Origin of the sequence: Pseudomonas sp. GM60 (genome assembly GCF_000282415.1) — a bacterium.
GTDB classification, from domain to species: domain Bacteria; phylum Pseudomonadota; class Gammaproteobacteria; order Pseudomonadales; family Pseudomonadaceae; genus Aquipseudomonas; species Aquipseudomonas migulae.
The window spans coordinates 20,841-40,359 of record NZ_AKJI01000077.1 but is presented as its reverse complement, the minus strand read 5'-3'; the positions used below and the strand labels follow the sequence as shown (position 1 = coordinate 40,359).

At 61.5% G+C, this 19,519-nt stretch carries 17 protein-coding genes; all 17 read left to right on the top strand.

Annotated elements, in window-relative coordinates:
• Positions 1-148 precede the first annotated feature (148 nt).
• The 17 genes from PMI32_RS10350 to ureC all read left to right on the top strand — a co-directional run bounded on the left by PMI32_RS10350 (position 149) and on the right by ureC (position 19,516).
• Positions 149-2,266: a TonB-dependent copper receptor gene (locus tag PMI32_RS10350; protein WP_008031224.1), complete on the top strand. Its 2,118-nt coding sequence runs from the start codon at positions 149-151 to the stop codon at positions 2,264-2,266.
• A gap of 161 nt (positions 2,267-2,427) precedes the next feature.
• Complete coding sequence (locus PMI32_RS10355) at positions 2,428-3,807, top strand: PepSY-associated TM helix domain-containing protein (RefSeq protein ID WP_008031222.1); 1,380 nt, start codon at positions 2,428-2,430, stop codon at positions 3,805-3,807.
• Between the two features lie 148 nt (positions 3,808-3,955).
• Entirely contained in the window at positions 3,956-6,076 is a 2,121-nt protein-coding gene (locus tag PMI32_RS10360) for a TonB-dependent receptor (RefSeq protein ID WP_008031219.1), read from the top strand.
• 116 nt (positions 6,077-6,192) lie between these two features.
• Positions 6,193-6,981, top strand: a complete 789-nt coding sequence (locus tag PMI32_RS10365) for an ABC transporter ATP-binding protein (protein ID WP_008031217.1) — start codon at positions 6,193-6,195, stop codon at positions 6,979-6,981.
• Positions 6,978-7,925 (top strand): ABC transporter substrate-binding protein, encoded by a 948-nt coding sequence (locus PMI32_RS10370; RefSeq protein ID WP_008031216.1) that lies wholly within the window; start codon positions 6,978-6,980, stop codon positions 7,923-7,925. The genes PMI32_RS10365 and PMI32_RS10370 overlap by 4 nt, the downstream gene beginning before the upstream one ends.
• Positions 7,922-8,932, top strand: a complete 1,011-nt coding sequence (locus PMI32_RS10375; protein WP_008031214.1) for a FecCD family ABC transporter permease — start codon at positions 7,922-7,924, stop codon at positions 8,930-8,932. The genes PMI32_RS10370 and PMI32_RS10375 overlap by 4 nt, the downstream gene beginning before the upstream one ends.
• A 315-nt stretch (positions 8,933-9,247) precedes the next feature.
• Positions 9,248-10,513 carry an urea ABC transporter substrate-binding protein gene (gene urtA / locus PMI32_RS10380; RefSeq protein ID WP_008031211.1) on the top strand — a complete coding sequence of 422 codons (1,266 nt, stop codon included), beginning with the start codon at positions 9,248-9,250 and terminating at the stop codon, positions 10,511-10,513.
• A 143-nt stretch (positions 10,514-10,656) separates the two neighbouring features.
• Positions 10,657-12,159: an urea ABC transporter permease subunit UrtB gene (gene urtB, locus PMI32_RS10385; RefSeq protein WP_008031208.1), complete on the top strand. Its 1,503-nt coding sequence runs from the start codon at positions 10,657-10,659 to the stop codon at positions 12,157-12,159.
• On the top strand, positions 12,159-13,238 hold the full coding sequence (urtC, locus tag PMI32_RS10390; RefSeq protein ID WP_008031207.1) for an urea ABC transporter permease subunit UrtC: 1,080 nt from the start codon (positions 12,159-12,161) through the stop codon (positions 13,236-13,238). Before urtB ends, urtC begins: the two co-directional genes overlap by 1 nt.
• Positions 13,235-14,104, top strand: a complete 870-nt coding sequence (gene urtD, locus PMI32_RS10395; protein WP_008031205.1) for an urea ABC transporter ATP-binding protein UrtD — start codon at positions 13,235-13,237, stop codon at positions 14,102-14,104. Before urtC ends, urtD begins: the two co-directional genes overlap by 4 nt.
• Positions 14,105-14,235: 131 nt before the next feature.
• Positions 14,236-14,934, top strand: coding sequence for an urea ABC transporter ATP-binding subunit UrtE (gene urtE, locus PMI32_RS10400; protein WP_008031204.1), 699 nt, complete (start codon positions 14,236-14,238; stop codon positions 14,932-14,934).
• A gap of 30 nt (positions 14,935-14,964) precedes the next feature.
• Complete coding sequence (locus PMI32_RS10405) at positions 14,965-15,804, top strand: urease accessory protein UreD (RefSeq protein ID WP_032828893.1); 840 nt, start codon at positions 14,965-14,967, stop codon at positions 15,802-15,804.
• A gap of 153 nt (positions 15,805-15,957) precedes the next feature.
• Positions 15,958-16,260, top strand: coding sequence for an urease subunit gamma (ureA, locus tag PMI32_RS10410; protein ID WP_007907366.1), 303 nt, complete (start codon positions 15,958-15,960; stop codon positions 16,258-16,260).
• Positions 16,261-16,269: 9 nt separating this feature from the next.
• On the top strand, positions 16,270-16,803 hold the full coding sequence (locus PMI32_RS10415; protein WP_008031200.1) for a GNAT family N-acetyltransferase: 534 nt from the start codon (positions 16,270-16,272) through the stop codon (positions 16,801-16,803).
• 6 nt (positions 16,804-16,809) lie between these two features.
• Positions 16,810-17,343: a GNAT family N-acetyltransferase gene (locus PMI32_RS10420; protein WP_008031197.1), complete on the top strand. Its 534-nt coding sequence runs from the start codon at positions 16,810-16,812 to the stop codon at positions 17,341-17,343.
• Positions 17,343-17,648 (top strand): urease subunit beta, encoded by a 306-nt coding sequence (locus tag PMI32_RS10425; protein WP_008031195.1) that lies wholly within the window; start codon positions 17,343-17,345, stop codon positions 17,646-17,648. Before PMI32_RS10420 ends, PMI32_RS10425 begins: the two co-directional genes overlap by 1 nt.
• A gap of 167 nt (positions 17,649-17,815) precedes the next feature.
• The gene (gene ureC, locus PMI32_RS10430; protein ID WP_008031192.1) at positions 17,816-19,516 is read left to right on the top strand and encodes an urease subunit alpha; all 1,701 of its coding nucleotides are present in this window, start codon (positions 17,816-17,818) and stop codon (positions 19,514-19,516) included.
• Positions 19,517-19,519 lie beyond the last annotated feature (3 nt).

Sequence of the window (19,519 nt, the reverse complement as noted above, 5' to 3'; positions counted from 1 at the left end):
GGTTAGAAGACAGCAAAGCAGCCAGTGGGAGCGGGCTTGCTCGCGAAAGCGGTGGGGCTGACCCACCCACATCGCGAGCACGCCCGCCCCCACAGGCATTGCGCAGGCTGCCGGCCGTGTCGTTTACGACTGTTCGATGGAAATTGTCATGTCCAGGTTTTCTGCTGACACACGCTTGAGCGCCGCCCAAGCTTCTTTTGCCCTGAACGAAACGCGCGTTCGTTTCAGGCACGCCACCGCCGTTCTTTGCGGCGTACTGCTGACACCGATGGTGCTGGCCGATGATCATGCTGGCCACAGTGAAGAACTGAGCCCGACGGTGATCACCGCCATCGCACCGAGTTCACCGCTGACCATCGTCACCAACCCCAAAGACCCACGCCAACCGGTACCGGCCAGCGACGGTGGTGACTACTTGAAGACCATCCCCGGCTTCGCCCTGGTGCGCAATGGCGGCACCAACGGTGACCCGGTGCTGCGCGGCATGTTCGGCTCGCGCCTGAACATCCTCACCAACGGCGGCCAGATGCTCGGCGCCTGCCCCGGCCGGATGGACGCGCCGACCTCCTACATCTCACCGGAAACCTACGACAAACTCACCGTCATCAAAGGCCCGCAAACGGTACTTTGGGGGCCGGGCGCATCCGCCGGCACCATCTTGTTCGACCGTGACCCGGAAAGCTTCGGCGAACTCGGCACCCGAGTGAATGCCAGCGTACTGGCCGGCTCCAACGGCCGTTTCGACAAACTAGTGGACGCCGCTGCCGGCGGGTCATTGGGTTACGTGCGAGTGATCGGCAACACCGCGCATTCCGACGACTATCGGGACGGCAACAACGACACCGTGGCCTCGCGTTACGACAAGTGGAATGGCGACGTGGCACTCGGCTGGACCCCGGACGCCGACACCCTGCTGGAGCTGACCGCCGGCAAGGGCGATGGCGAAGCCCGTTACGCCGGACGCGGCATGGACGGCGCGCAGTTCAAGCGCGAAAGCCTCGGCCTGCGTTTCGAGAAGTCCAATATCGGCGACGTGCTCGACAAGGTCGAAGCACAGATCTACTACAACTACGCCGACCACGTGATGGACAACTACACCCTGCGCACGCCGTCCGGCACCGGGATGATGGCCGGCCCGATGGCTTCCAGTGTCGATCGCCGAACCCTGGGCGCGCGGATCAAAGCCACGTGGCGCTGGGCCGATGTGCAATTGATCAGCGGCATCGACGCGCAGACCAGCGAACACCGCAAGCGCGCCGCCATGGGCATCGACACCTACAAGGATCTGCCGCGCAACAAGGACGCCGATTTCCATAACTACGGCGTGTTCAGCGAACTGACCTGGTACGCCGCCGACCGTGATCGACTGATTACCGGCGCACGCCTGGACCGTGCTTCGGCCAAGGATTTTCGGCAGACCACTGGCTCGGGGATGATGACCCGCGCCAACCCGACCGCCGACGACACCCGCGCCGACACCTTGCCAAGCGGCTTCGTTCGTTACGAGCATGATCTGGCAGACAGCCCGACCACGCTGTACGCAGGCCTAGGTCACACCCAGCGTTTCCCGGATTACTGGGAGCTGTTTTCGCCCAACTCGGGACCTGCCGGCTCGGTAAACGCCTTCGACTCGATCAAGCCCGAAAAAACCACCCAGCTCGACTTCGGCCTGCAATACAAGACCGAAGACCTCGAAGCCTGGGCCTCGGGTTACGTCGGACAGGTACGCGATTACATCCTGTTCAATTACAAGACGGGAATGATGGGCACGACCTCGCAAGCCGAGAACATCGACGCGCGGATCATGGGCGGTGAACTCGGGGCGGCCTACAGGCTGACGTCGAACTGGAAGGCCGACGCAACCCTGGCCTACGCCTGGGGCAAGAACAGCAGCGACGGCAAGGCATTGCCGCAAATGCCGCCGCTGGACGCGCGATTCGGCCTGACCTACAGCGAAGACAACTGGAGCGCCGGCGCCTTGTGGCGAGTGGTCGCGGCGCAAAACCGCATTGATCAGAACAAGGGCAACGTGGTCGGCAAGGACTTCGACAAGTCCTCCGGGTTCGGCGTGTTCTCGCTCAATGGCGCCTATCGGATCAACAAGAACTGGAAGGTCAGCAGCGGCGTCGACAACCTGTTCGGCAAGGCGTACGCCGAGCATTTGAACCTGGCCGGCAACGCCGGTTTTGGCTACCCGGCCAATGACCCGCAGGCCATTAAAGAACCGGGGCGAACGCTCTGGACCAAGGTGGATATGAGCTTCTAAAAGCTTTGCCCTGTAGGAGCGAGCCCGCTCGCGATGGTCGTGAACGATGACGCGACCATTCTGAATGAACGCGGCGCCGTCGAGTTCTTCGCGAGCAGGCTCGCTCCTACAAGGACCTGCAAGACAACAACAAAAGTACCAAGCCAAGCGGAGCACAACCGATGAAACAGCCCAAACCGAATTTCTATAACCTGGCCTGGCGCTGGCATTTCTATGCCGGTCTGTTCGTCGCGCCATTCATGGTGATGCTGGCCCTGACCGGTGTCATTTACCTGTTCAAGCCGCAACTCGACTCGTTGATGTACGACAGCCTGATGAACGTCCCGGCCGGCCATCACAGCATCCCGGCCGACGACTTGCTCAAGCGGGTGAAAGACGCGTATCCACAAGCGACGATCAAGCAATACCTGCCGCCGGTGAACGCCGAACGCAGCGCGCAATTTGTCGTACTCAATGGCGGCAATGAGCTGAACGTTTTCGTCGACCCGTACCACGGCGACATCCTCGGCGAGCAAGACGCCAAGAAGAATCTGCAAGCGATAGCGCGAGCGATTCATGGCGAGTTGATGATCGGCACGGTCGGTGACCGGCTGATCGAACTGGCCGCTGGCTGGGGCATCGTGCTGGTGGTTTCCGGGGTCTTTTTGTGGTGGCCACGAGGCCAGGCTGCCGGCATTTTATGGCCGCGCCTGAGCAGTCGCGGTCGCGTGCTGTGGCGCGACCTGCATGCCGTCACCGGGTTCTGGGGCGCCGCGTTTCTGCTGGTGATGCTGCTCAGCGGCATGACCTGGACCGGGTTCTGGGGCAAGCAATACGCCGGGGTCTGGAACGTGTTCCCGGATGCCATGTGGAATGACATGCCCAAGTCCGACGTCGAGGCCCGCAGCCTCAACACCACCACGCGCCAGACCGTGCCATGGGCGATGGAAAACACGCCGATGCCGATGTCCGGCGACCACGCCGAACACATGGCCCACGACAGTGCGCAACCCGGCCCCGCCGCACCGACCATCAGCCTGCAAGACGTGCAGAACATCGCCGTGCAACGCAAGGTCGAGCCGGGTTACAGCATTACTTTCCCGACCACGGCCACCGGCGTATTCACCATCGCCGTGTTCGCCGATGACCCGCGCAACGATGCCACTCTGCACGTCGATCAGTACACCGGCAACGTCCTCGCCGACGTGCGCTGGGAACATTACGGCGCCGTGGCCCGCGCCACGGAAACCGGCGTGATGTTGCACGAAGGCAAGATGTTCGGTGTGCTCAACCAGATCATCGTGCTGCTGATCTGCCTGATGATTCTGCTCAGTGCCGTCAGCGGTGTGGTGATCTGGTGGAAGCGTCGGCCACAAGGCAAGTTCGGTGTTCCACCGCTGCGCCACGACCTGCCGAAATGGAAAACTGGGGTAGCAATCATGCTGGTGCTGGCAGTGGCGTTTCCGTTGGTGGGCGCTTCGCTGGTGGTGGTCTGGTTGCTGGATCGAGTGCTGTTGTCGCGATTCACCCGACAAACTGAATCAGCCTCATCTTCATCATGAAACAGGCGAGATGCGCGTATTAGAGGGATCTGTAGACTTCGGGCGCTTATCGCACGGTCATTTTTAGTGTTACTGTATAACGCAAATGCACCGCCCAACCCGCAGCCATTGCTGCGGGTTTTCTTTTGGAAGAAGTGTCACCCACCCGATGAACAAGTACCTCTTGTCCGGCCTCTGCCTGCTCGCCCTGCACAACAACGCCCACGCGCAATCCTTGACGCTGCCCGCCGGCACCATCACCGCACCGGCCGTTGACGACGAAACCGTCAACCTCGACACGCCGACCACCGCCGGTTCGCGCCTGAACCTCACGGCTCTGGAAACACCCGCCAGTGTGGAAAGCCTGACTGGCGAACAGATCCGCGCGCGCGGTGACCGTAGCGTGCAGGACGCGGCCTCGCGCAGCACCGGGATCAGCCGCACCGGCACGCCGGGCGACGGCGGGACCTCGTTGTCTGCACGAGGCTTTACCGGGCAGAACTCGGTGATGCAGTTGTATGACGGCAACCGGATGTACACCGGCATGGGCACCGTGACCTTCCCGGTCGACACCTGGTCGGTGGAGCGTGTCGATGTGCTGCGCGGCCCGGCTTCGGTGTTGTACGGCGAAGGCGCGACGGGTGCGGTGGTCAACGTGATCCCGAAAAAACCCTTCGAAGGCGAGATCGAAAACCACGTGCGTCTCGGTTACGGCTCTTACGACAGTCAGCAACAAGCGTTCGACAGCGGCGGCTCGCTGAGCGATACCCTGAGCTACCGCTTGAACCTCAATCGCCTGCGCAGCAACGGTTGGGTCGATCGCGGCGATTCCTCCAGCGACTTCGTCAGCGCGGCCCTGCGCTGGCAGGCCACGGACGATGTGGCATTCACCCTCGCCCACGACTACGGCGACCAGAACCCGATGAACTACTTCGGCACGCCATTGATCAACGGTCGCTTCCACGAAGGTCTGCGCGACAAGAACTACAACGTCAGCAACGACAAGCAGCACTACAACGATCAATGGACGCGCCTGACCAGCGACTGGCAAATTTCCGAGAACGTCAGTTCGAGCAACGAGCTGTATTACCTCAAGGCCCAGCGCCGCTGGCAGAACGCCGAAAACTATAACTTCGACCGCAACGCACAGCAGCTCAGCCGCAGCGGCTATTTCGGCATAGGCCACCGGCAGGAACAGGTCGGCGACCGTCAGACCTTCACCTTCAAGCACTCACTGTTCGGCCTCGACAGCCAGACCGTGTCCGGTGTCGATTACAACCGCATCCGCTTCCAGCTCGACAGCAACTCGCCGTTCAATGACGTGTTGCCCGATGGCCAGCCGATCGATTTGTATCATCCACAACGTGGCAGTTTTGAAAGTGCCAATCCGTATCGCGACCAGTTCCAGAGCACCACCAAACAGATGTCGGCCTTCGCCGAAAACCGCACGCAGTTGAGCGAGCGCTGGTCGCTGGTGACCGGTGTGCGTCGCGACTACGTGCACGTCGACCGCGACAACCTGGTCGATGGCAGCCAGAGCGACAAGACCCTGACCGGCAACAACTGGAAAGCCGGATTGGTGTTCGCCGTGACCCCGGACACTTCGTTCTACGGTCAGTACGCCACCAGCACCGACGGTGTCGGCGGCCTGATTTCCCTGAGCCCGAGCCAGCAGCAATATGACCTGGCCACGGCGAAACAGACCGAGATCGGCGTGAAGCAGATGTTCTGGGATCAACGCGGCGAGTGGACGCTGGCGGCTTATCGCATCGTCAAAAAGAAACTGCTGACCGACGATCCGGGCAACCCGACGCTCAAACAGCAGGTCGGCCAACAATCGTCCAATGGCCTGGAAGCCAGCCTCGATCTGCAACTGCCACACGCCTGGCAACTGCAGGCCAACGCGGCCATCGTCAAAGCGAAGTACGACGATTTCGAAGAAGTGGTCGGTGGCGTGCCGGTGTCGCGCAACGGCAATCGTCCGGTGGATGTGCCCAGGCGTACGGCAAATCTGTGGCTGAGCAAAGCACTCAATGAGGACCTGAAGGCCGGGGCTGGCGTACGTTACGTCGACGCGCGTTATGCCGACATGGCCAACCAGAACGAGCTGCCGAGCTACACCGTCGTCGATGCCACGTTGTCATGGAAAGCGCTGCGCAATACGACGCTGGGGTTGCAGGTGAACAATCTGTTTGACCGCCAGTATGCGCAAAGCCAATACAATGAGGGGCAGCAGTGGATCCTGGGGGAGCCGCGTTCGTTCTTTGTCACCGCTGATTATCAGTTTTAAACCGTGTCGCTACCATCGCGAGCAGGCTCGCTCCCACATTTGATCGCATTCCAATGTGGGAGCGAGCCTGCTCGCGAAGGCGTCATCCGCATCACCGTAAATCTCCGAGTAAATGCATGACCTCGCTGAACCTCACCAACCTCGCCTGGACACCCCTGGGCCACGGCCACTGTCATCACCAGTTCCAACTGCGTGATGCCTCGTTGCACGTGGCCGCCGGTGAGTTTGTCGGGTTGATCGGCCCTAACGGCAGCGGCAAGACCAGCCTGCTGCGGTGCGCCTATCGCTTCAGCAAACCGGAAAACGGTGAGGTCCGGCTCGACCACCACAACGTCTGGAAACAATCCTCGCGCTGGTGCGCGCAACGCATCGCCGTGGTGCTGCAGGAGTTCCCCGACGCCTTCGGCCTGACCGTCGATGAAGTGGTCGCCATGGGCCGCACACCGCACAAAGGCCTGTTCGACGGCGACACCCTCGAAGACCGGAATCTCGCGATGCAAGCACTGGAATCCGTCGGCCTCAACGGTTTCGAAGACCACGCTTTCGCCACGCTCTCTGGCGGCGAAAAACAACGCGTGATCCTCGCCCGCGCCCTGGCCCAGCAACCGCAAGTGCTGATCCTCGACGAGCCGACCAACCACCTCGATCCGCGCTATCAGCTTGAGTTACTGCAACTGGTCAAACGCCTGCGGATCGGCACCCTGGCGAGCATCCACGACCTCAATCTCGCCGCCGCGTTCTGTGATCGGCTGTACGTGCTCAATCACGGCCGCATCGTCGCCAGCGGCACACCAAAAGAAGTCCTGACCGCCCCGCTGCTGCGTGATGTGTTCGGCGTCGAAGCGCTGATCGATGAACACCCTTTGCACGGCTACCCACGAATCACCTGGATAACCCAACCATGACTTTGCGTTCCCTGCTGTGCGTTGCTCTGTTGCTGGGCAGTAGCCAAGCGTTTGCCGAAGCAACGAAATATCCGCTGACGATCCAGAGCTGCAACCGCGACGTGACCTTCACGCAAGCGCCGAAACACGCGGTCAGCCATGACATCAACATGACGCAGATGATGCTCGCCCTTGGCCTCAAACCGAGCATGGCCGGCTACAGCGGTGTCAGTGGCTGGAAGTCGGTCACGCCCCAGATGCAGACCATCCTCGACGGCCTGCCGGAGCTGGCGGCCAAGTACCCTTCAGTGGAAACCCTGCTCAACGCCAACGTCGATTTCTTCTTCGCCGGTTGGGATTACGGCATGCGCGTGGGCGGTGATCTCACGCCGCAAACCTTGCAGCCGCTGGGCATCAATGTCTATGAGCTGACCGAGTCCTGCGCCTTCGTCATGAAGCGTCCACCGGCCAGCCTGGAAGACACCTACAACGACCTGCGCAACCTCGGCAAAATCTTCGACGTGCAGGATCGCGCCAATGCATTGATCGCCGACATGCAGGCGCAAGTCGCTGATGTGCGCAAGGATCTGCCGACGGACAAACCCCGGGTGTTCCTCTACGACAGTGGCGAAGACCGCGCCATGACCTCGGGTCGCCTGGGCATGCCGCAAGCGCTGATCGACGCGGCGGGCGGGAGCAACATTCTGGATGACGTCGAAGCGAGCTGGACCCGCGTGAATTGGGAGAACGTGGTCGAGCGTAATCCGCAGGTGATCGTGATCGTCGATTACGGTGAAGTTACTGCTGAACAGAAGACGCAATTCCTGCTCGATAACAAGGCGCTGCAATCGGTTGACGCGATCAAGAACCAGCGCTTCATCGTCATTCCGTATGTGCAGGCCACGCCGGGGATCGACAACGTGCTGGCGGTTGAAACCCTGGCCAAAGGTTTCCACGGCGAATGATCAATCGTCGCTACGCCCTGTTGCTGATTGCCCTCGGCGCGTTGTTGCTGGTGTCGTGCGTGGTGTCGCTGGGCTTCGGCCCGGCGCGGGTGCCGGTGGACGTGGTGTGGCGCATTTTGCTGCACAAGGTGTTCGGTTTTGGCGAGGTGAGCTGGACGGCCGGGCAGGAGCACATCGTGTGGCTGATCCGCGTACCGCGCATGTTGCTCGGCGCCTTGGTCGGTGCCGGCCTGGCGCTGATCGGTGCGGTGCTGCAAGCGGTGACGCGCAATCCGCTGGCCGATCCGCACCTGCTCGGCGTGACCTCCGGCGCCACCCTCGGTGCGGTGATCGTGGTGCTGCATGTCGGTGAAATCGTCGGCCTGCTGACGTTGCCGATCGCCGCATTTATTGGCGCACTGCTGAGCATGCTGATCGTGCTGATGATCGCCAACCGCAACGGTCGTCTGGACAGTGATCGGCTGCTGTTGTGCGGTGTGGCGGTGTCGTTCGTGATGATGGCAATCGCCAATCTGCTGCTGTTTCTCGGCGATCACCGCGCCAGTTCGGCGGTGATGTTCTGGATGCTCGGCGGGCTCGGGCTGGCACGCTGGGAATTGCTCGCGGTGCCGGCTGCCAGTGTGCTGCTCGGGCTGGTTTTATTGCTTGGCATGGCCCGACCACTGAACGCGTTGATGGCCGGTGAACAGACGGCCGTGACCCTTGGGCTCAACGCCCGCACCGTGCGGTTGCGGGTGTTTTTGATTGCGTCGTTGATGACAGGCGTACTGGTGTCGATCAGTGGCTCCATCGGGTTTGTCGGGCTGATGGTGCCGCACATTGCGCGGCGACTGGTCGGGGCTGAACACCGGCGATTGCTGCCGGTGTGCGTATTGCTGGGGAGCATTTTTCTCGTGTGGGTTGATGTCGCCGCCCGAACGCTGATCGCCCCCGAAGACTTGCCCATCGGCGTCGCCACCGCTGCCATTGGAGGCCTGTTCTTCATCGGCCTCATGCGCCGCCGCTGACACACACAGATCAAAACTGTGGGAGCGGGCTTGCTCGCGAATGTGGTGTATCAGTCGCCATTTATGTATCTGATACACCGCATTCGCGAGCAAGCCCGCTCCCACAGGTGAATATCGCCACCCGCCCCAATGTGGCGCATCTCCTCGCACCAACGCGCCAGCCGCGATCCTTCATGGTGCGCCACCCCAACCGCGCAACCGCTCTAATACGACATTTCCCTGCCTTTTTCCGACTGGGCACAGCCCTTGCAAAACAGCCTTCAGTAGTCCGCATCTGCCAACCAAGAAAACTCATAAGTTCATGGAGATCGCACAATGAAGCGTCGCAGCTTGATCAAGGCTTTTACACTCACGGCAAGCATTGCCGCGATGGGCATGACCTGGACTGTCCAGGCCGCCGAGACCATCAAGGTCGGTATTCTGCATTCGTTGTCCGGGACCATGGCGATCTCCGAAACGTCCCTCAAAGACATGGCGTTGATGACCATCGACGAGATCAACGCCAAGGGCGGCGTGAACGGCAAGATGCTGGAACCGGTGGTGGTCGACCCGGCGTCGAACTGGCCGCTGTTCGCGGAAAAGGGTCGTCAGTTGCTGACCCAGGACAAGGTCGCCGTGGTGTTCGGTTGCTGGACCTCGGTGTCGCGTAAATCGGTGCTGCCGGTATTCGAAGAGCTCAACGGCCTGCTGTTCTACCCGGTGCAGTACGAAGGCGAAGAGATGTCGCCGAACGTGTTCTACACCGGCGCCGCGCCGAACCAACAGGCGATCCCGGCCGTGGAATACTTGATGAGCGAAGAAGGCGGCGCAGCCAAGCGTTACTTCCTGCTCGGCACCGACTACGTCTACCCGCGCACCACCAACAAGATCCTGCGTTCGTTCCTGCACTCCAAAGGCGTGGCCGACAAGGACATCGAAGAGGTCTACACCCCGTTCGGTCACAGCGACTATCAAACCATCGTGGCCAACATCAAAAAATTCTCGGCCGGTGGCAAAACAGCGGTCATCTCCACGGTCAATGGCGACTCCAACGTGCCGTTCTATAAAGAGCTGGCCAACCAGGGCCTGAAAGCCACCGACGTTCCGGTCGTGGCGTTCTCGGTCGGTGAAGAAGAACTGCGCGGCATCGACACCAAACCGCTGGTGGGCAACCTCGCGGCGTGGAACTACTTTGAGTCGGTGGAGAACCCGGCGAACAAGAAATTCGTCGCCGACTGGAAAGCCTACGCGAAGAAACACAACCTGCCGGGCGCCGACAAAGCAGTGACCAACGACCCGATGGAAGCCACCTACGTCGGCATCCACATGTGGGCGCAAGCAGCGGAAAAAGCCAAGTCCACCGACGTCGACAAAGTCCGCGAAGCCCTCGCTGGCCAGACCTTTGCTGCACCGTCCGGCTACACCCTGACCATGGACAAGACCAACCACCACCTGCACAAGCCGGTGATGATCGGCGAGATCCAGGCGGACGGTCAGTTCAACGTGGTGTGGCAGACCGAAGGCCCGATCCGTGCCCAGCCGTGGAGCCCGTTCATTCCTGGCAACGACAAGAAGCCGGAGTATGCGGTGAAGAGCAACTAAGCCACTGGATGTCGGGGTCGCCCCCGACACAACACCTGTAGGAGCCAGCTTGCTGGCGATCAGCATCACACGGTTTGCCTGATGGACCGCCATCGCCGGCAAGCCGGCTCCTACAGGGTCCGCGTATCACCAGGACATTTGATATGCCCACTGCCCTTTACCGCTTCATTCTCGCCCTCGCATTTTTATTGCCGATGGCCGCGCATGCCGGCGACGCCGAAGACTTCGTCGCCGCCAACCCTGTACAGCAAGCAAAACTGTTGGAAGCCTGGGCCGCGCAGCCCGATCCGGTTCGTGTCGAGCTGATCAACGCCCTGCAACAAGGCGAGTTGACGATCGACGGCCAACCGAAAACCTTGCGCCTGAACAACCGCCTGCGGGGTCTGATCGACACCGCACTGGCCAGCCATCAATTGCTCGCCACCGACGCCAAAACCCGTCTGACCGCCGCGCAGCAATTGCAGAAAAGCGCAAAACCGGCGCAGCTGAAATTCCTCGACCAGCAACTGGCTGGCGAACACGACGAAAACGTTCACGCCGCGCTCAGCCTCGCGCTGGCCAACCTGCAACTGGTGGACACCGACCCGGCCGTACGCCTTGCCGCTGTGCGCCTGCTCGGTGAAACCGGCGATCCACTGGCTCGCACTCGACTGGAGAGTCTGCTGGCACCGGGGGTCGAAGCCGACGCCAATGTGCGCACGGCTGCCGAAACCAGCCTGGCCCAAGTCAAACGCAAACTGCTGATCGGCGAGATGCTCGGTCAGGCCTTCAGTGGCATGTCCCTCGGTTCGATCCTGCTGCTCGCGGCGCTCGGGTTGGCGATCACTTTCGGCCTGCTCGGCGTGATCAACATGGCCCACGGTGAGATGCTGATGCTAGGCGCCTACTCGACCTACGTCGTGCAGTTGCTGTTCCAGCGCTTTGCCCCGCAAGCCATCGAGTTCTATCCATTGATCGCGTTGCCGGTGGCGTTTTTCGTCACGGCGGCGATTGGCATGGCGCTGGAACGCACGGTGATTCGCCACCTCTACGGCCGCCCATTGGAGACCCTGCTCGCCACGTGGGGTATCAGCCTGATGCTGATCCAGCTTGTCCGATTGGTGTTCGGCGCGCAGAACGTCGAAGTGGCCAACCCGGCATGGTTGTCAGGCGGGATTCAGGTGTTGCCGAACCTGGTGCTGCCGTACAACCGCATCGTGATCATCGCCTTCGCCCTGTTTGTGGTGGTGCTGACCTGGCTGCTGTTGAACAAGACACGTCTGGGCCTGAACGTGCGCGCCGTCACTCAGAACCGCAACATGGCCGCCTGCTGCGGCGTGCCCACCGGGCGCGTGGACATGCTCGCCTTCGGCCTCGGCTCGGGCATCGCCGGCCTTGGCGGCGTGGCGCTGAGTCAGATCGGCAACGTCGGCCCGGACCTCGGTCAGAGCTACATCATCGACTCGTTCCTGGTAGTAGTGCTCGGCGGCGTCGGACAACTGGCCGGTAGCGTGCTCGCCGCGTTCGGGCTGGGCATCGCCAACAAGATTCTCGAACCGCAGATCGGCGCCGTACTCGGCAAGATCCTGATCCTCGCGCTGATCATTCTGTTCATCCAGAAACGTCCGCAAGGCCTCTTCGCACTGAAAGGACGGGTGATCGACTGATGAACCAGCCTCTGATGCTCACGGCCAGCCAAAAGGCCGGCCCCAAAGTCACGATTGCCGTCGGTGCGGTGATCCTTGTTTTGCTGTTGACGTTGCCGCTGCTGTCGCTGTTGTCGCCCGACAGCGCCTTCCATGTCTCGGCCTACACGCTGACCCTGGTGGGCAAGATTCTTTGCTACGCCATCGTCGCCCTCGCCCTCGATCTGGTCTGGGGTTACGCCGGCCTGCTGTCCCTCGGTCACGGTCTGTTCTTCGCCCTTGGCGGTTATGCGATGGGCATGTACCTGATGCGCCAGGCCTCGGGCGATGCCTTGCCGGCGTTCATGACCTTCCTGTCGTGGACCGAATTGCCGTGGTACTGGACCGGCACCAGCAGCTTCCTCTGGTCGATGTGCCTGGTGGTGTTGGCGCCTGGATTGCTGGCGTTGGTGTTCGGCTTCTTTGCCTTCCGCTCGCGGATTAAAGGCGTGTATTTCTCGATCATGACCCAGGCCCTGACCTTCGCCGGGATGCTCCTGTTTTTCCGCAACGAAACCGGGTTTGGCGGCAATAACGGCTTCACCAACTTCCGCACCATTCTTGGCTTTGGCATCACCGAACCGGGGACGCGCGCGGTGTTGTTTTTCGCCACGGTGGTGTTGCTGGTGGCGAGCCTGTTTATCGGCTGGCGCCTGGCGCAGAGCAAGTTCGGGCGGGTGTTGACGGCGTTGCGCGACGCCGAAAACCGCTTGATGTTCTGCGGTTACGATCCACGCGGTTTCAAGCTGTTTGTCTGGGTCTTGAGCGCCGTGCTGTGCGGACTGGCTGGCGCGCTGTACGTGCCGCAAGTCGGCATCATCAACCCGAGCGAAATGTCGCCGACCTACTCCATCGAGGCCGCCGTCTGGGTCGCGCTCGGCGGTCGCGGCACGCTGATCGGCCCGTTGCTGGGCGCTGGCGTGGTCAACGGCATGAAGAGCTGGTTCACCGTGGCCTTCCCCGAATACTGGCTGTTCTTCCTCGGCGCGCTGTTCATCGTCGTGACCTTGTACCTGCCCAAAGGCGTGATCGGCCTGCTGAAGAAAAGGGGTGACCAATGAGAGTGACTGCGACGGCTGAATTCATGCTCGAGCCGGCCTTCTATCCACCGCAGCCGAACAAGGACGCCGGCACCAGCCGCGACGCCATCGGCCTCGGGCAGCGCGTCGGCCCCGGCCTGAATACCCGCCACGGCACCATCCTGACCCTGGAAGACATCAGCGTCAGCTTCGATGGTTTCAAGGCACTGAACGATTTGAACCTGTACATCGGCGTCGGCGAATTGCGCTGCATCATCGGTCCCAACGGCGCGGGCAAAACCACGCTGATGGACGTGATCACCGGCAAGACGCGCCCCAGCCATGGCAAAGCCTGGTTCGGTGAAACCCTCGATCTGACTCTGATGAGCGAGGTGCAAATTGCTCAGGCCGGCATCGGTCGCAAGTTTCAGAAGCCGACGGTGTTCGAAGCCCTGAGCGTGTTTGAAAACCTTGAACTGGCGCAGAAAACCGACAAGTCGGTGTGGGCCAGCCTGCGGGCTCGCCTGAGCGGCGAACAGAAAGATCGCATCAGCGAAGTGCTGGAAACCATTCGCCTGACCACCTCGGTCAATCGCCCGGCGGGCCTGTTGTCCCACGGGCAGAAGCAGTTTCTGGAGATCGGCATGTTGTTGATGCAAGACCCGCAATTGCTGCTGCTCGACGAACCCGTGGCGGGCATGACCGACGCCGAAACCGAATTCACCGCCGAGCTGTTCAAAAGCCTGGCGGGCAAGCATTCGCTGATGGTGGTGGAACACGACATGGGGTTTGTCGGCTCGATTGCCGACCACGTCACCGTGTTGCACCAGGGCAGCGTGCTGGCCGAAGGGTCTCTGGAGCAGGTGCAGGATAACGAGCGGGTGATCGAGGTGTACCTCGGTCGCTAAAGCTGCAAACACAAACCCCCTGTAGGAGCCGGCTTGCTGGCGATAGCGGTGGGTCAGACGATATTGATGCTGGCTGATTCGCCGCCATCGCCAGCAAGCCGGCTCCTACAGGAGTTGAGAGGGATTTGAGAATGCTGCAAGTCGACAAGCTGCACCAGTACTACGGCGGTAGCCACATCCTGCGCGGCCTGACGTTTGACGTGAAGGTCGGCGAAGTCACCTGCCTGCTCGGGCGCAACGGTGTGGGCAAGACCACGCTGCTCAAATGCCTGATGGGTTTGCTGCCGGCCAAAGAAGGCGCGGTGAACTGGGAAGGCAAACCGATCACCACGTTCAAACCGCACCAGCGGGTGCATGCCGGGATTGCTTACGTGCCTCAGGGCCGCGAGATTTTCGGTCGGCTGACGGTGGAGGAAAACCTGCTGATGGGCCTGTCGCGATTTCCGGGCAGCGAAGCGAAAGAAGTCCCGGCGTTCATCTACGAGCTGTTCCCGGTGTTGCTGCAAATGAAGCAACGACGCGGTGGTGACCTGTCCGGTGGCCAACAGCAGCAACTGGCAATCGGCCGGGCGCTGGCCAGCCGCCCTCGGTTGCTGATCCTCGACGAGCCGACCGAGGGCATTCAGCCGTCGGTGATCAAGGAGATCGGTGCGGTGATCAAGAAACTCGCAGCGCGCGGTGACATGGCGATTCTGCTGGTTGAGCAGTTCTACGATTTCGCTGCTGAACTGGCCGATCAATACCTGGTGATGTCCCGTGGCGAGATCGTGCAGCAGGGCCGCGGCGAAAATATGGAAGCCGAGGGTGTGCGTGGCTTGGTTACGATCTAATCTGTAGCGTCCTAACGATAATTAGACATCATGAATTTACCTGCCCACACAATGCTGTTCACGCCTAGCTGGCACGCCGAGCTGGAACTGGGCTACGCCCGATTCGGCGACAGTACACGCCCGGTTCAGCGTCGGCATAAAGGACCGTTGCGGGTGCAAAAGCATCTGTACGCCGAAGGGCCCGAGGTTTGCCAGCACATCATCGTGCATCCGCCCGGCGGGATTGCCGGTGGTGATCGGCTGGATATTTCGGCCAGCGTTGGCCGCGATGCGTGGGCACAAATCACCAGCCCCGGCGCGGCCAAGTGGTATCGCGCGGCAGGTCCCGCTTATCAGCAGCTGAGTTTGAAGGTGGCGGCCGGCGCAACACTGGAATGGTTGCCGCAAGAGACGATCATTTTCAGCGCCGCCCAAGCGGAGCTCAGCACCTGCATCGACCTTGAAGGCGATGCGCGGCTGTTCTACTGGGACGTGGTGGCGCTGGGCCGGCCGGCCAGTGGCGAGCGCTTCGACCTCGGGCATTTTCAGGCGCAGCTGGATATCCGCCGCGACGGCCAGTTGCTCTGGCACGAACGCCAGCGCATTGTCGGGGATGACGGGTTGCTCGATTCGCCGATTGGCCTGGATGGGCAACCGGTGTTTGCGACGTTGTTGGTGACGGGGGAGATTGACAGTGAACTGCTGGAAACCTGTCGCTCGCTGCCCAATGACGTACGCGGGGATTTGACCCAGTTGCCGGGCCTTTTGGTGGCTCGGTGCCTGGCCAGCGAGGCGCTGTTGGCGCGAGGCTGGTTGATTGATTTGTGGCGATTGCTCAGGCCTGCGTTGCTCGGTCGAGAAGCCGTCCCACCCAGAATATGGAGCACCTGAACACCGATCCTTGTAGGAGCCGGCTTGCTGGCGATGGCGGCCTGTCAGGCGCCTGATTTGTTGAATGTGCCGACGCCATCGCCAGCAAGCCGGCTCCTACAAGGTATGTGTTTACAGATCCGATTTTTTATCTGCCCAGATGGATTCCAAACGATGGACCTGACCCCACGCGAAAAAGACAAGCTGCTGATCTTCACCGCCGGCCTCGTGGCCGAGCGGCGTTTGGCGCGCGGCGTGAAACTCAACTACCCGGAAGCCATGGCCTACATCTCCGCAGCGCTGCTCGAAGGCGCGCGTGACGGCCAGACCGTGGCCGAGCTGATGCACTTCGGCACCACCCTGCTCAGCCGCGAACAAGTGATGGAAGGCATCCCGGAAATGATCCCGGAGATCCAGGTCGAAGCCACCTTCCCCGACGGGACCAAACTGGTCACCGTCCACCAACCCATCGCCTGAGGCCGCGCCATGACTTACCACATCCGCGATGCGGTGCACGCCGATCTGCCGGCAATCCGCGACATCTACAACGACGCCGTGCTCAACACCACGGCGATCTGGAACGAACAAGCCGTGGACCTCGGCAACCGCCAGGCCTGGTTCAGCGCCCGGCAGGCCCAGCGCTATCCGATCCTGGTGATCGTCGACGGCGATAACAACGTACTCGGCTACGCTTCATTCGGTGACTGGCGACCGTTCGACGGTTTCCGCCACACCGTCGAGCACTCGGTCTACGTACGCAGCGATCAACGCGGCAATGGACTGGGTCCGCAATTGATGGACGTGTTGATCGAGCGCGCCAAAGGCTGTGACAAGCATGTGATGGTCGCTGCCATCGAAAGCGGCAATGCCGCTTCCATCCGCCTGCATGAACGCGTCGGCTTCGTGACCACCGGGCAGATGCCGCAGGTGGGCACCAAGTTCGGCCGCTGGCTGGACCTGACCTTCATGCAACTGACACTCAATCCTGGCGCTGAACCGCCGCCCGCCAGCAAGGAGTAATGCCCGATGAACGCCGCCCAACTGCGCCGCGTCAATGTTGAAAGCTTTGCGCACTATCGTCAGGGTTTGATTGATCTGCTGCTCGACGCTGTCAGCTATGGCGCCAGTGTCGGGTTCATGGCCGATCTGGATGCCACACAGGCACGCGCCTGGTTCGATGGCGTTCAAGAGGAGCTGAACAAGGGCAACGTGCTGCTGTGGGTGGTGGTCAAGGACGAGCAAGTGCAGGCCAGTGTGCAACTGACTTTGTGCCAGAAAGCCAACGGCTTGAACCGCGCCGAAGTGCAGAAGCTGCTGGTGCGTGAACACGCGCGCCGCCGTGGGTTGGGCCAACAATTGATGAGCGCCCTGGAACAGGCCGCGCTCCAGCACAAGCGCGGCATGCTTTACCTCGACACCGAAGCCGGTTCCCCGGCCGAGGATTTCTACAAGGCCCTGGGCTACACCCGTGCGGGAGAAATTCCCGACTACGCCTGCGACCCGAGCGGTCGTTACAAGCCGACCGCCCTCTACTACAAGATTCTCCAAGGAGCCCATTGATGATTCCCGGTGAGTACCAGATCCAGCCCGGCGACATCGAACTCAACGTCGGCCGCCGCACCGTCAGCCTGAAAGTCGCCAACAGTGGCGACCGGCCGATCCAGGTCGGCTCGCACTACCATTTTTTCGAAACCAACGACGCCCTGACTTTCGACCGCGCCGCCAGTCGCGGCATGCGCCTGAACATCCCCGCCGGCACTGCTGTGCGCTTCGAACCGGGGCAGAGCCGCGAGGTCGAGCTGGTGGACCTGGCCGGGCATCGCCGGGTGTTCGGGTTTGCCGGGCGGGTCATGGGGAATCTATAGGTCATTCAGCGCCTGTACCGGCCCCATCGCCAGCAAGCCGGCTCCTACAGGGAATTGCATTCCACGCGGATGGACGGGTGAAACGCGATCCATTGTAGGAGCCGGCTTGCTGGCGATAGCGAGCACCGTGAGCGGTCTCAACATCAATTGAATCTCAAGGCATGCCCATGAAAATCTCAAGACAAGCCTACGCCGACATGTTCGGCCCCACCGTCGGTGACAAGGTCCGTCTGGCCGACACCGAGCTGTGGATCGAGGTGGAAAAAGACTTCACCACCTACGGCGAAGAAGTGAAATTCGGCGGCGGCAAAGTCATCCGCGACGGCCAGGGCCAAAGCCAGCTGTTGGCCGCTGAAGTCGTCGACACGGTGATCACCAACGCGCTGATCATCGACCACTGGGGCATCGTCAAAGCCGACGTTGGCCTCAAGGACGGGCGCGTCGCCGGCATCGGCAAGGCCGGCAACCCGGACGTGCAGCCGAACGTCACCATCGCCATCGGCGCCAGCACTGAAGTGATCGCCGGCGAAGGCATGATCCTCACCGCCGGCGGCATCGACACCCACATCCATTTCATCTGCCCGCAGCAGATCGAAGAGGCGCTGATGAGCGGCGTGACCACCATGATCGGCGGCGGCACCGGCCCGGCCACCGGCACCAACGCCACCACTTGCACCTCCGGCCCATGGCATCTGGCGCGGATGCTTCAAGCGGCGGATGCGTTCCCGATGAACATCGGCCTGACGGGCAAAGGCAACGCCAGCCTGCCGGAGCCGTTGATCGAGCAGGTCAAGGCCGGCGCCATCGGCCTCAAGTTGCACGAAGACTGGGGCACCACTCCGGCGAGTATCGACAACTGCCTGACGGTGGCCGATCAGTACGATGTGCAGGTGGCGATCCACACCGACACCCTCAACGAGTCCGGTTTCGTCGAGACCACCCTCGCCGCCTTCAAGGGCCGCACCATCCACACCTATCACACCGAAGGCGCGGGTGGCGGGCATGCCCCGGACATCATCAAGGCCTGCGGTTTTACCAACGTGCTGCCAAGCTCGACCAACCCGACCCGGCCCTTCACCCGCAACACCATCGACGAACACCTCGACATGCTGATGGTCTGCCATCACCTGGACCCGAGCATTGCCGAAGACGTGGCCTTCGCCGAAAGCCGCATCCGCCGCGAAACGATTGCCGCCGAAGACATCCTCCACGACCTCGGCGCGTTCTCGATGATCAGCTCCGACAGCCAGGCCATGGGCCGCGTCGGTGAAGTGATCACCCGCACGTGGCAGACCGCCGACAAGATGAAAAAGCAGCGCGGCCCACTGCCGGGCGATGGCGAAGGCAACGACAACTTCCGCGCCAAACGTTACATCGCCAAGTACACCATCAACCCGGCGATCACCCACGGCATCAGCCATGAAGTGGGCTCAATCGAAGTGGGCAAATGGGCCGATCTGGTGCTGTGGCGCCCCGCGTTTTTCGGGGTCAAACCAACATTGATCCTCAAGGGCGGTGCCATTGCGGCCAGCCTGATGGGTGATGCCAACGCCTCGATTCCGACGCCGCAACCCGTGCACTACCGCCCGATGTTCGCCAGCTACGGCGGCTCGTTGCACGCCACCAGCCTGACGTTCATCAGCCAGGCGGCGCAGGAGGCAGGTCTTCCCGAAGCGTTGGGTTTGAAGAAAAAAATCGCTGTGGTCAAAGGTTGCCGCGATGTGCAGAAAACCGACTTGATCCACAACGACTACCTGCCGAGTATCGATGTCGACCCGCAGACGTATCAGGTCAAGGCCGACGGCGTTCTGCTTTGGTGCGAGCCAGCGGATGTACTGCCGATGGCCCAGCGTTACTTCCTGTTTTAATCG

Bases quoted from the DNA above. Each gene is read 5' to 3' on its own strand.
- PMI32_RS10350 (WP_008031224.1), top strand. From the start codon at position 149: ATGTCCAGGTTTTCTGCTGACACACGCTTGAGCGCCGCCCAAGCTTCT.
- PMI32_RS10355 (WP_008031222.1), top strand. From the start codon at position 2,428: ATGAAACAGCCCAAACCGAATTTCTATAACCTGGCCTGGCGCTGGCAT.
- PMI32_RS10360 (WP_008031219.1), top strand. From the start codon at position 3,956: ATGAACAAGTACCTCTTGTCCGGCCTCTGCCTGCTCGCCCTGCACAAC.
- PMI32_RS10365 (WP_008031217.1), top strand. From the start codon at position 6,193: ATGACCTCGCTGAACCTCACCAACCTCGCCTGGACACCCCTGGGCCAC.
- PMI32_RS10370 (WP_008031216.1), top strand. From the start codon at position 6,978: ATGACTTTGCGTTCCCTGCTGTGCGTTGCTCTGTTGCTGGGCAGTAGC.
- PMI32_RS10375 (WP_008031214.1), top strand. From the start codon at position 7,922: ATGATCAATCGTCGCTACGCCCTGTTGCTGATTGCCCTCGGCGCGTTG.
- urtA (WP_008031211.1), top strand. From the start codon at position 9,248: ATGAAGCGTCGCAGCTTGATCAAGGCTTTTACACTCACGGCAAGCATT.
- urtB (WP_008031208.1), top strand. From the start codon at position 10,657: ATGCCCACTGCCCTTTACCGCTTCATTCTCGCCCTCGCATTTTTATTG.
- urtC (WP_008031207.1), top strand. From the start codon at position 12,159: ATGAACCAGCCTCTGATGCTCACGGCCAGCCAAAAGGCCGGCCCCAAA.
- urtD (WP_008031205.1), top strand. From the start codon at position 13,235: ATGAGAGTGACTGCGACGGCTGAATTCATGCTCGAGCCGGCCTTCTAT.
- urtE (WP_008031204.1), top strand. From the start codon at position 14,236: ATGCTGCAAGTCGACAAGCTGCACCAGTACTACGGCGGTAGCCACATC.
- PMI32_RS10405 (WP_032828893.1), top strand. From the start codon at position 14,965: ATGAATTTACCTGCCCACACAATGCTGTTCACGCCTAGCTGGCACGCC.
- ureA (WP_007907366.1), top strand. From the start codon at position 15,958: ATGGACCTGACCCCACGCGAAAAAGACAAGCTGCTGATCTTCACCGCC.
- PMI32_RS10415 (WP_008031200.1), top strand. From the start codon at position 16,270: ATGACTTACCACATCCGCGATGCGGTGCACGCCGATCTGCCGGCAATC.
- PMI32_RS10420 (WP_008031197.1), top strand. From the start codon at position 16,810: ATGAACGCCGCCCAACTGCGCCGCGTCAATGTTGAAAGCTTTGCGCAC.
- PMI32_RS10425 (WP_008031195.1), top strand. From the start codon at position 17,343: ATGATTCCCGGTGAGTACCAGATCCAGCCCGGCGACATCGAACTCAAC.
- ureC (WP_008031192.1), top strand. From the start codon at position 17,816: ATGAAAATCTCAAGACAAGCCTACGCCGACATGTTCGGCCCCACCGTC.